The following is a 10,972-nucleotide window of genomic DNA, read 5'->3' as shown; positions in this document are numbered from 1 at the left end:
GGGTTCGGGGGTTTCAGCGGCCGAGCGGTCCGGCGGCGTGCCGCCAGGCGGCGACGGCCAGGGCGTCGAGATCGAGGCCGGTGGTCCCGGCGTCACGAAGCACGACCAGTACGTCGTCGGCGGCGATGGCGACGGTGCGCAGACGCAGTCCCGGCAGTTCGGGGGGCTGTCCGGGGAGCGTCAAGAGTTGTTGGTAGGAAAGGGTTTTCGCGCCCGGAACGGCGGGAGCGGGATGGACGGTGACGGTCGACACCGCGGTACCGGCCGCGTCGTCGACCGTCACCTTCGAGCACCGCCCGGCCTGAGCGGCCCATGCCGTCAGATCGGGTGGGTTCGTCGTGCGCGCGACGAGTTCGGAGACCTGCCCGCCGGGTACGGCGGACTGGAAACCCTGGCCGGTGGCGTCGGTGCCGACCAGTCTGCCGTGGACGACGTCCTCGCAGCCGTCGACGTCGATCCGGCTCTCCTTCCGAGCCTTCGAGTCCGAAGTGGATAGTGCTGCGCGGAGGTCGAAGCCGTCACGCGCGGACGCGTGCGGGACGGCTTCCGGCGGCAGGACCGCTGCGGGCGGAACGGCGGGCGCGGGCGGCGCCGCGGCCGCCTGTATCGATTCTCCCGGTGCTCCGGAAATGGTCGCGACCGCGGCGGCGGAGACGATGAGCGCGCGAATTCGGGCAGCCATGAATAGCCCTTTCGGAAGGGTCCTGATGGAGTCGCGGTCCCCTCGGTGGGACGCAGGCGCCGGGGTCACGTCAGTGGACGCCGAACCCGGGCGGCACGACGAAGGCTACGACGGGAAATCGAATACCGGAAGGTGTCAAGAGAACGTAAATGTCCTTCGTGTACAGGCGGTGACCTGCGGCTTCACGGGTTTTCGCTGGTGTACCGGCCAGTTTGGTACCACCGTGCCACAGTCGCTCACTGTCCGTGAGTGACGGGTCACCCTGATGGGGGAGGTGGACGCATTTCTTGTTTCCCTGGCATTCACATTGTCCTCCCGGATTGTGGGCAGGACAATTGCCTGGAAGGGTCCCGTCCGCTTAATGTGACGGCACCTCTGGATTTCATTTGCGAGTAATCGCCGTCACATTTTCGAATTCGATCGAACGACCGGGACAAAGGATTACGTATGCGCACTACTTCGAGGCGGCTGCGGGCCGTCGCGTCGCTGGCGGCCGTGGCGTGTTTGCTGCCTGCCCCGGCGCGGGCCGAGAGCGGTGTCCCGGACGTCCGCGCCGACGACGGCTCGCACGTCGTCGCCCAGACCACAGTGGACGGTGACCCGCGGACGCTGGATCTCACCGTGCGCTCGGTCGGCGTCGGGAGCTACGCGATGGTCCGGCTGATCCTGCCGTCGCGGTGGGCCGCCGAACCGGACCGCAAATGGCCTGCCGTGTACCTGCTCGCCGGGGAGACGCGGCTGCAGGACTATCGCGGCTGGACCGCCAACACCGACATCCGGAAACTCGCCGACGACTCCGGCGTGCTGGTGGTGATGCCGGGCTCCGGTTCCGCGGGGTTCTTTTCCGACTGGTGGAATTACGGCAAGGACGTCGTGCTCAACCAGTGGGAGACGTTCACCGCGGTCGAGATCCCGCAGCTGATCGACCGCGGCTATCGCGGGGACGGGCGGCGGGTCGCGGCGGGCCTCTCCCTCGGCGGATACGGCGCGGTGGAACTCGCCGCCCGGCGGCCGGGGGTGTTTCGTTTCGCCGGGTCGTTCAGTGGCAATCTCAACCCCACCGGTCCGTACGGCGAGTTGCTGACCAGCGCGATCGTCGCTTCGGCACGGCAGGATCCCGAAGCGCTGTGGGGCGACCGGCGGCGCGAGGCGTCCCGCTGGGACGCGCACGATCCGCTGGTGAACGCCGACCGCCTGCGCGGCACCGAGCTGTACCTGTCGACGGGCAATGGCCTGCCGGGACCGTTCGACGGGAAACTCCCGGTCGACGTGCTGCCCGGCGCGATGCTGCTCGAATTCCTCTGCGCCGGCCAGACCACCGCGATGGCGGACCGGCTGAACCGCCTCGGCGTCCCGGTCAGGACGGATTTCTACGGGCCGGGAACGCATCACTGGGCGTACTGGCAGGACCAGCTGCACAAGACCTGGCCGAGGATGCTGAGCGCGCTCTCGGCGCCGGTGAAGACGGGGGAGGCGTCATGACTCGTCCGTCCTTTGTGGTCACCGGTGCGTCGAGCGGGATCGGCCGCGCCTGCGTGACCGAACTCGTCCGGAGGGGCGCCCACGTCTGGGCCAGTGTGCGCACCGATGCGGACGAAACGGAACTTGCTCGTACGTACGGCGAAGCGGTCACCGTGCTGCGAATGGATCTCCGGGACGCGGCGTCGATCACGGCCTGCGGGGAGAAGGTCGCGGCGGCGGGGCCGCTGCGGGGACTGGTGAACAACGCCGGGATGGCCAGGCCCGGACCGCTGGAACACGTGCCGCTCGACGATTTCCGGCAGCAGCTGGAGGTCAACGTCACCGGTCAGCTCGCCGTCACGCAGGCGATGCTGCCCGCGCTGCGTGCCGCGTCCGCCGCCAGGGTGGTGACCGTCGGATCGATGGGTGGGCGCATCGCGGGGCCGATGGTCGGGCCGTATCACACGTCGAAGTTCGCCCTGGTCGGCTTGACCGACAGCCTGCGCGCCGAACTGGCCCCGTCCGGGATCGGCGTCGTCCTCGTCGAGCCCGGCGCGGTCGCCACGTCGATCTGGCCGCGCGCCCGCGCCGCCGCCGAGGAGGTGCGCGCCGCCCTTCCGGAGGCCGCGCGCGAAAGGTATGGGGCGCAACTGGAGGAAGCCGAACGCAGCGCGGAGCGATCCGCTCGGAACGGTGTGCCGCCCGAGCGGGCGGCGCGGGTCGTGGTCCACGCGCTGACCGCTCGTCGTCCCGCGCCGCGATACCTGGTCGGCAGGGACGCGCGTGTCGCGGCGGTGCTGGCGAACCTGCCGTTCCGCCTCCGCTACCGGTTGACGGCGGCGAAGCGGTGACCCGGCTCGTGGTGATCGTGGCTCCCGGTTCGCGGGGCGACGTCCAGCCGTGTATCGCCTTGGGGCGTGGTCTCGACGGTGATCGCGTGCGAGTGCTGGCGGCCGAGCGGTTCCGGACGCTGGTGACCGGGCACGGCCTGGACTTCGCGCCGCTCTCGGCCGACCCCGGCGAGGTCCTCGGTTCGGCCGGTGGACGCGAATGGACCGAGGGCGGGCGCACTCCCGCGACCTTCCTGCGCGGACTGCGAGGTGCGCTGGCCCCGGTGCTGGAGCGTCTGCTGGCCGACGTCCACCGAGGAGCGGAGGGGGCGGACCTCGTACTCGCCCCGACGCTGGGCTTCCTCGGCGCGCATCTGGGCGCCTCGCTCGGCGTCCCCGACGTCGAACTGCACTATCAGCCCAGCGTGCCGACGGGGGCGTTCGCGCATCCGCTGCTGCCGTGGGCGGCCAAGACCGGGCCGTGCGGCCGTCGGTTGAGCTTTCGCGCCGTCGACACCGTCGCGTGGCAGGTGCTGCGTCCCGAAGTGGACCGGTGGCGGGAACGGTCACTCGGCCTGCCCGCGGCAGGCATACGCGGACCCCGGCGGACGGAAACCCCGGTGCTGTGCGGATTTTCCGACGCCGTGGTGCCCCGGCCGAACGATTGGCCCGCCAGGGTCCACGTCACCGGGTACTGGTTTCTCGACACCCCCGCCGAGTGGCGGCCGGACCCGCGCCTGCGGGACTTCCTCGCCTCCGGGTCACCGCCGGTGTACGTCGGTTTCGGCAGCATGCGGCCGTCGGAGGCGGAGCGGACGTTCGCCGCCGTCCGCACGGCGTTGCGCCGCGTGGGGCTGCGCGGCCTGCTCGGCACCGATGCCGTGGCCGACGAAGACGATCTGCTGACGATCGGGGACGTGCCGCACGCGTGGCTCTTCCCGCGCACCGCGGCGGTGGTGCATCACGGAGGCGCGGGCACGACCGCGGCGGCGTTGCGCGCCGGCGTCCCGTCGCTGGTCTGCCCGGTCTTCTCCGACCAGCCCTACTGGGGTGACCGGGTTTCCCGGCTCGGCGCCGGACCACGTCCGCTCCCGTTGCGGGAACTCACCGAGGACTCCTTGACCGCGCGGCTGCTGGAGCTGTCCGGCAATCTCCTGTTCCGCCGCGGCGCGCAGTACGTCGCCGGCCGGTTGCGCGAGGAGGACGGGGTGGCGCGAGCCCGGGAGGTGCTGCGGGAAGGTTCCCCCCTCCTGCGCCGGAAGGCGTGATTCGCGTGTCCAGACACGTAACTCACGTGATTGAAGGCGTAACTCACGAGTCTTCCGTCTTGGAGCACGCCGCCGCGGGGGATTTCCTCGTACGGTCGCAGGCATGAACCTGCGCTCAGCACTCTGGCTGCCGATCTTCGACGAACTGGCCGATCCGGTGATCATCGCGCGCCTCGCCGCCGAGGCCGAGGAAGCGGGCTGGCACGGTCTGTTCGTCTGGGACCACGTCCGCTGGCGCGAGCCGGTGCGCGCCGTCGCCGATCCGTGGATCACCCTCGCCGCCGTCGCGTCCGCCACCGAGAACCTCGTCTTCGGTCCGATGGTCACGCCACTGGCCCGCCGCCGCCCGGTCAAACTCGCCCGCGAGACGGCCACCTTGGACCGGTTGGGTGACGGACGGCTGATCCTCGGCGCGGGGCTCGGCAGCGACCGCTTCGGCGGGGAGTTCTCGAAGACCGGCGACGAGCCGGACGACCGCAAACGCGGCGAGATGCTGGACGAGTCGCTCGAGATCCTCGCCGCCGCCTGGTCCGGCGAGCCGGTGCGGCATCACGGCGCGCACTACACGGTCGACGACATCACCTTCCTGCCTCGCCCCGCGCGCCCGATCCCGGTCTGGCTGGCGGGTTTCCCCGGGAAGACGAAGCCGATGCGCAGGGCCGCGCGGTACGACGGGTTCTTCCCGGTGCACCTGCCGCACGCGGACGAGTTCGCCGAAGTGGTCGAGACGATCACCGGGTGGCGCGAGGACACGGAGAAGCCGTACGACTTCGCCATCGGCGTCCCCGCTGGCACGGATCTCGCGCCGTACGAGAGGGCGGGGGCGACCTGGTGGATGGCCGAATTCCCGTGGGACGACCTGTCCGTAGACGCGGTGCGCGGCGTGCTGCGGGAGGGCCCCGCTTGACCCAGTCTTTAATAACTCTTTACCAAGTGCGATACTGGACCGGCGAGGGGAGTACTTCCCAAGGGTCTGCCCGGTCAATACGGACACTCCGCGGTGTCCCCGGGAGGCCGCCCATCGGGTGAAGGAGACCTCGAACTTCGAGTTCGAGGAGGCTTCATGCCCGAGTCCGTGGCAACCGTGGGATCGCCGGGGTTGTGGGCGATCAGCATCGCCGTCCTGCTTGGACTGCTCGTCGCCGACTTCGCCGTCACCCGCCGCCCGCACGAGGTGTCGATGCGGGAGGCCATCGGCTGGTCGGTCTTCTACCTGGCGCTCCCGGTCGTGTTCGGGCTCTGGCTGTGGCTCGAGTTCGGTGGCGGCCAGGCGCTCGAGTTCATGACGGGTTTCGTCGTCGAGAAGTCCCTGTCGGTGGACAACCTGTTCGTCTTCATGCTGCTGCTCGCCGCCTTCGCGGTCCCGTCCGCCGTGCAGCAACGCGTGCTGCTGTACGGCATCGTGGGCGCGCTGGTGCTCCGCGGCGTGTTCATCGCGGCCGGTGCCGCGATGCTGTCGGCCGGCACCTGGGCGTTCCTCGTTTTCGGCGTGATCCTGCTGGTCTCGGCGATCAAGATCCTGCGTGAGGCCATGTCCGACGGCCCGGCCGAGATGGATCTCTCGAAGCTGCGGTCGGTCCGGTTGCTGCGCAGGCTGATGCCGGTCACCGACGACTATCGCGGCACCCGGCTGACCGTGCGTGAACACGGGCGCCGCGCGCTCACCCCGCTGGCCGTCGTGGTCGTCGCGGTCTTCGCCACCGACGTCGTGTTCGCGGTCGACTCGGTGCCTGCCGTCTACGGCATCACCGAAGACCCGTACCTCGTGTTCGCCACCAACGCCTTCGCCCTGATGGGTCTGCGCGCCCTGTACTTCGTGCTCCATTCGGCGCTCGCGAAGCTGATCCACCTGAACCACGGCCTCGCGATCATCCTCGCCTTCATCGGGGTGAAGCTGGTCCTGCACTGGGCACACGGGATCTGGCCGGGCGTGCCGCAGGTCCCGACTCCGGTCTCGCTGGGCGTGATCGTCGCCGTCCTCGTCACGGTCTCGTTCACCAGCCTGTACGCACGACGTCGCGAAGCCGTCCGGACGGCAAAGGAGTGAGCGATGATCACCGGACTCGTAGTCGGCTTCCTGATCGACGTGGCGGCTGCCGCCCTCTTCCTCGCCGCGTTACTGCTGGTTTTCGGGGCGATGCGGCCACCGCGCTGAGGGTCAGGGGAATCGGATCACGGTGATCCCGGCCAGCACGAAGAACACCAGCACCACCATGGTGCCGCTGTGCCCGCCGGACGAACTGGTCACGACCTGCTCGACGGCGCCGGTCAAGCGCACGCCGCAGTCCGCGACGACGGTGTGCTTGCCCGCCTCGATCCGGGTGAACTCCACGTCCGCGGTGAAGGCGCCGGTGCCGTCGGCGTAGGCACCGCCGACGCGCTCGCCGTCCGACGTCAGGGTGACGCGTTCGCCGGGTGCGCAGCCCTTGCCCGTCGCGGACAGCCTGTCGCCGGGCTGCACGCTCGGGCGGTCGAGGACCAGGTCGTTCGGCCCTGGCGGCGTACTGCCGCTCGACGACGGGACGCCGGTCGGCGGGGGAGTGTCCGTTGTGGACGGTGGTGGCGTCGTGGGCGGGGTCGTCGTGGTGACCGGGGTGGTCGGCCTGGTGGTCGTCCCCGGCCGGGTCGGTGTGGTCACCGGGACGGTCGGCTTGGTCGTCGGAGGCACCTTCGTCGTCGGCGGCGCCGTGGTCACGGTCCCGGTCACCCGGAAGTTCGCGGCGCCGGTCAGCGGCTGACCGGTCCGCGCGTTCGTGCAGGTGCCCGAGACCGTGTGACTGCCGGGCGTCGCGCTGCCCGGCACCGTCGCCGCCACCTGTCCGCTGGCGGCGCTGACCGACGTAATGGCCGCCCCGTCCCACGAGAAAGAAATCGGTCCCTTGCACGGGGAGAAATTCCAGGAAATGGTGAAAGAACTCCCCGCGGGGCCGCTCGAAGGTTTCAAACCAACCGTCGACTGATAAGGCGACTGCTGCGCGTTTCCCACTCCCACCTGGGAAACCAGGAACAACAACCCGGTCACGGTGCCGAATATCAGGCGAACCACGATACGCATTGGGACGTCCCTCTCCGGTAAGTACTCGCTGTAGCATTCCGGACCAGTCGGAATACGCAAACAGGGGATGCGCAAAATGGGACGTGTCATCGCGGCAGGGGTTGCGTTGGGTCTTTGCGCGGCCCTCCTTGGCTCACCACCGGCCAGTGCGGGCAGCGCCGACAGCGGCAGGCTCGACCTCGCGGTCACCCTCGACGACCGGCCGATCACCAACGCCACGGTCATGATCGATCCGGCGAAACAGATCGAACTGACCGTCACGGCGTCCAACAGCGGCGGGACCTCGGTCAGGGTCCGCAGTGTGCGGGTGTCCGGCGTCGCGCTCGCTCTGACCTTCTTCGCCTACGACACCACGGCCCCGTTCGAAGTCCCCGCGCACAGCCGGGTCACCCGGACCTTCGTGCTGGACATGGCCGACCTGTCCGGCCAGGCGATCGGGCTGCTCCCGTCGACGGTCGAACTGCTGGACGCCCAGCGGGGCACGCTCGGCGAGGCGTCCACGGTCGCCGACATCCGTGGATCCTTCTGGTCCGTCTACGGCGCCTTCGGGCTCGCGATGCTCGTGCTCACCGTGCTGGCGTGGCTGACCGCCCTGCTCGCGCTCGCCCGCCACCGCCTCCCCGCCAACCGGTGGCGCCGCGGCCTGCGCTTCCTGCCCGCCGGTTTCGGGACCGGACTCGTCGCCGTCGTCTCGCTGTCTGTGTTGCGGCTCGTGCCGCCGGAGCCGTCGATCGAGATCCCGGTGGTCCTCGGCGCCGCCGTCCTCGCGTTCCTGCTCGGCTATCTGACCCCGCATCCGGCGCCCGGTGCCGACGAGACGGTGCGCTTTCCCGATGCCACCAAGGAATTCAACCGATGAGCGCACCCGCCGAGGTCGTCGCCGCACTGCCGCAGTACGAGATCGGGGCCGCGATCGGCCAGGGCGGGATGGGGGTCGTCTTCGCCGGTGTCCACCGTTCGCTGCGCCGTGACGTCGCCATCAAGCAGCTGCCGTGGGACGTGCTGAACCACGCCGTCAGCAGCGAGCTCTTCGACCGCGAAGCGCGGGTGCTGGCCAGCCTCGACCACCCGCACATCGTGCCCGTCTACGACTACGTGCGCACCGGCCGCGAGCACCTGATGGTGATGGAACGCCTTGACGGCGGCACGGTGCACAGCCGATTCCGAAGCGGGGCGATCAGCGGGGAACAGGCCTGCGCGATCGGGCTGGCGACGCTCGCCGGACTCCACGCGGCGCACGAAGCGGGCGTGCTGCATCTGGACGTCAAGCCGAAGAACCTGCTCTTCACCACGCAAGGCGTGATGAAGGTGGCCGACTTCGGCATCGCGAAGGTGATCAGCGAGGGCGCCACCCTCGTCACACACGGCGGCGAAGTCCTCGGCACACCTGCCTACATCGCACCCGAACAGGCGATGGGCAACGCGCTGAGCCCGGCCGCCGACGTCTACTCGACGGGCACGGTGCTCTACGAACTGCTGTCCGGGAAACTGCCGTTCGACAACACTCGCGGCGCGATCAGCATGATGCGCCAGCACATGTTCACCGATCCGCGCCCGATCGAGGGCGTGCCGTCACCGCTCGCCGACGTCGTCATGCGCGGCCTCGCGCGCGAACTCGACTCCCGTTACCGCGACGCGGAGACCTTCGCGGCCGACCTCGCGTCGGCCGCCACCGCTGTGTACGGACCGGGCTGGCTGGAACGCTCCCGGGTGCCGGTCCGGCACCTCACCCCGCGGGTGATCTCCGCACTCAGCACGCCGGCCCCGGCAGCGGACGGCCCGACACGGCCGGTTCACCGCGCCACCCCGGATCCGACGCTGTCGGCGACCCGCGCGAGCTTCCAGCCCGAGTCCCGGCCCGGTGCGGTGCTCTGGTTTCGGCTGGCCGCGGCGGCCGCCGCGATCGCGCTCGTGGTGCTCACCCTGCTCACGCCGGAACGGCTGCCGCACGAGGCGACAACGGTGAGAATCGACGGTGTCGCCGCCTCGTCGGCGCCGGTGGACCTCAGCAAGACGGTGACCGTGACCGGTGAGGGCAGCCCGAAACAGGTCACCCTGGATCTTTCGGCCGCCGGGATTCCGCTCGGATCCGCGTCGGCGGTACCGAAACCCGACGGTGACGGTTTCCGTGCCGACCTTCGGTTCCCCGGGCTCACCCGCTGGATCGTCGGTGGTGCCGTCACCGCGACGATGACGGCGGACGGCGTCCCGCGGGCGTTCACGGTCGTCACCCGGCAGCATCCGCTCGCGAGCGCGCTCGGCGCGGGCAGCCTGATCCTCGCCCTGTTCGCGTTGGCGTACCTGGAATCCGGGCTGCGGACCATCCGCAACGGCCATCGGTGGCGGGGCGCGCTCGTCGGCGGGCCGGTCCTCGGCCTGCTGTTCGGCGCGACGGCGTGGCTGTGCGTCTCGGTGCTGCGAGTGCACGAGCCCGCGGTGTCGTTCGGCGTCGGCTGCTCGATCGCGGGCGCGGTGGCGACGGGTTTCGTGGTCGCGGCGGCCCGCGCACGGCGCCTGCGTTGAAACCCCAAGGGGGCGGCCATCGACGGCCGCCCCCGCTCCGGGGTCACGACTTGCGGTGCTTGCCCTCGTCGTCCGTGACCTCGAACTGTTCCTTGCGCACCTTGCCGGAGATCGTCTGGTCCTCGGTGACGGTCTCGGTCTTGAGCCTCGCCCGTTCGACCGCGACGGTTTCCTTGTTCACCACCGGTTTCTCGGCGTGCAGCACGACTTCCTGTTCGTCCTCGGCGATCTCCGCCCGCTCGCCGCCGGGTTTCGTGATCGGTTCCCGTTCGATCCGCACTTCTTCGTGACTGACCGGCACGGTGACCTGCTGCTCCTCGGTGACGACGTACTTGCGCAACCGGACATGGCCGGTCTCGACCTGCTCGGTGCCGACGTTCAGCCGCTCCTCGGAGCGCGTCATGGTGGGCTCGGTGTCCCGATCCTTCATGCCGGCGCCCGCGTTCATCGCGGCCTTGTCGCGACCGGTGCCGCCCGGTCGAGGCGCCTGCGCACGGTCGTCCATCCGGCCGTCCGGCGACGTCCGCGGCATCGGCAGCCCGTAGTGCTTGTAGAGCTGCTCGCTCTCCTCCGCGGACAGATGCCCGTCGGCCTCGATCCGGGGCGCGTCGGTGACGGCGTCCTTGTCGACGCGGACGTGCACGCCGTCGCGGTCCGCGTGGGCGCCCGAGAGCGGGACGAAACTCTCCTTGGTGCCGAACAGACCCGTTTTGACGGTGATCCACTCCGGCTGGCGGGTCGCGTCGGCGAGATAGACGTTGCCGACCTTCCCGAGTTTGTTCCCGGTCGGGTCGACCACGGCGCTGTCGATGAGTTCCTGCGGCTGCATGGTCTTAGCCATCGGCCTGCTCCTCTCGAACGATGCTGCTGAGAAGGCCACCGTCAGCCGGACCGGTGATCATGGCAACCGACGTGGTGCACCTGTGGGTGACCCCCGAAAGTGATGGTTTGAAGGCGCTCTCACCGGCTAGGAACGGCGTGTCGTCGCAGGTGGAAGGGGGTCTGCACGGGGTGACCGCCGGGTCCGGATTGGTGCGAAGGTGTGGATCTCCCGCCCGCCCGAAAACCGGGTGCGGGGAGCTCCGGACGTGGCTTACCCTGGTGATCGTGATGCAGCAACTGCTGTTCCTCTGAGGAACGACGCCTCCACCGG

10 protein-coding genes are annotated in these 10,972 nt (G+C 69.9%); 7 read left to right on the top strand and 3 right to left on the bottom strand.

Annotation, left to right across the window (positions count from 1 at the left end; all coding sequences use genetic code 11):
- Positions 1-13 precede the first annotated feature (13 nt).
- Positions 14-682 (bottom strand): hypothetical protein, encoded by a 669-nt coding sequence (locus tag ACLJO0_RS30010; RefSeq protein WP_410582059.1) that lies wholly within the window; start codon positions 680-682, stop codon positions 14-16.
- 447 nt (positions 683-1,129) lie between these two features.
- Between ACLJO0_RS30010 and ACLJO0_RS30005 the strand changes: the two genes are divergently transcribed.
- The 5 genes from ACLJO0_RS30005 to ACLJO0_RS29985 all read left to right on the top strand — a co-directional run bounded on the left by ACLJO0_RS30005 (position 1,130) and on the right by ACLJO0_RS29985 (position 6,288).
- On the top strand, positions 1,130-2,164 hold the full coding sequence (locus ACLJO0_RS30005) for an alpha/beta hydrolase (protein ID WP_410582057.1): 1,035 nt from the start codon (positions 1,130-1,132) through the stop codon (positions 2,162-2,164).
- The gene (locus ACLJO0_RS30000) at positions 2,161-2,994 is read left to right on the top strand and encodes an SDR family NAD(P)-dependent oxidoreductase (protein WP_410582056.1); all 834 of its coding nucleotides are present in this window, start codon (positions 2,161-2,163) and stop codon (positions 2,992-2,994) included. The genes ACLJO0_RS30005 and ACLJO0_RS30000 overlap by 4 nt, the downstream gene beginning before the upstream one ends.
- Complete coding sequence (locus ACLJO0_RS29995; RefSeq protein WP_410582054.1) at positions 2,991-4,241, top strand: glycosyltransferase; 1,251 nt, start codon at positions 2,991-2,993, stop codon at positions 4,239-4,241. The genes ACLJO0_RS30000 and ACLJO0_RS29995 overlap by 4 nt, the downstream gene beginning before the upstream one ends.
- A gap of 103 nt (positions 4,242-4,344) precedes the next feature.
- Positions 4,345-5,148 (top strand): LLM class flavin-dependent oxidoreductase, encoded by an 804-nt coding sequence (locus tag ACLJO0_RS29990; protein WP_410582053.1) that lies wholly within the window; start codon positions 4,345-4,347, stop codon positions 5,146-5,148.
- Positions 5,149-5,304: 156 nt separating this feature from the next.
- Positions 5,305-6,288, top strand: a complete 984-nt coding sequence (locus ACLJO0_RS29985; protein WP_410582051.1) for a TerC/Alx family metal homeostasis membrane protein — start codon at positions 5,305-5,307, stop codon at positions 6,286-6,288.
- A gap of 111 nt (positions 6,289-6,399) precedes the next feature.
- Here ACLJO0_RS29985 and ACLJO0_RS29980 read toward each other — a convergent pair whose 3' ends face one another.
- Positions 6,400-7,044: a hypothetical protein gene (locus ACLJO0_RS29980; RefSeq protein WP_410582050.1), complete on the bottom strand. Its 645-nt coding sequence runs from the start codon at positions 7,042-7,044 to the stop codon at positions 6,400-6,402.
- Positions 7,045-7,372: 328 nt separating this feature from the next.
- Here ACLJO0_RS29980 and ACLJO0_RS29975 point away from each other — a divergent pair, with 328 nt between their 5' ends.
- Complete coding sequence (locus tag ACLJO0_RS29975; RefSeq protein ID WP_410582049.1) at positions 7,373-8,155, top strand: hypothetical protein; 783 nt, start codon at positions 7,373-7,375, stop codon at positions 8,153-8,155.
- Complete coding sequence (locus ACLJO0_RS29970) at positions 8,152-9,819, top strand: serine/threonine-protein kinase (RefSeq protein ID WP_410582048.1); 1,668 nt, start codon at positions 8,152-8,154, stop codon at positions 9,817-9,819. Before ACLJO0_RS29975 ends, ACLJO0_RS29970 begins: the two co-directional genes overlap by 4 nt.
- A gap of 43 nt (positions 9,820-9,862) precedes the next feature.
- Here the strand turns inward: ACLJO0_RS29970 and ACLJO0_RS29965 are convergent, their stop codons facing one another.
- Positions 9,863-10,660, bottom strand: coding sequence for a DUF2382 domain-containing protein (locus ACLJO0_RS29965; RefSeq protein ID WP_410582047.1), 798 nt, complete (start codon positions 10,658-10,660; stop codon positions 9,863-9,865).
- Positions 10,661-10,972 lie beyond the last annotated feature (312 nt).

This window comes from Amycolatopsis sp. lyj-108, from assembly GCF_046549005.1.
Taxonomy (GTDB): domain Bacteria; phylum Actinomycetota; class Actinomycetes; order Mycobacteriales; family Pseudonocardiaceae; genus Amycolatopsis.
Note: the sequence above shows the minus strand (reverse complement) of the source record. Positions and strands in the feature narration are given on the sequence as shown.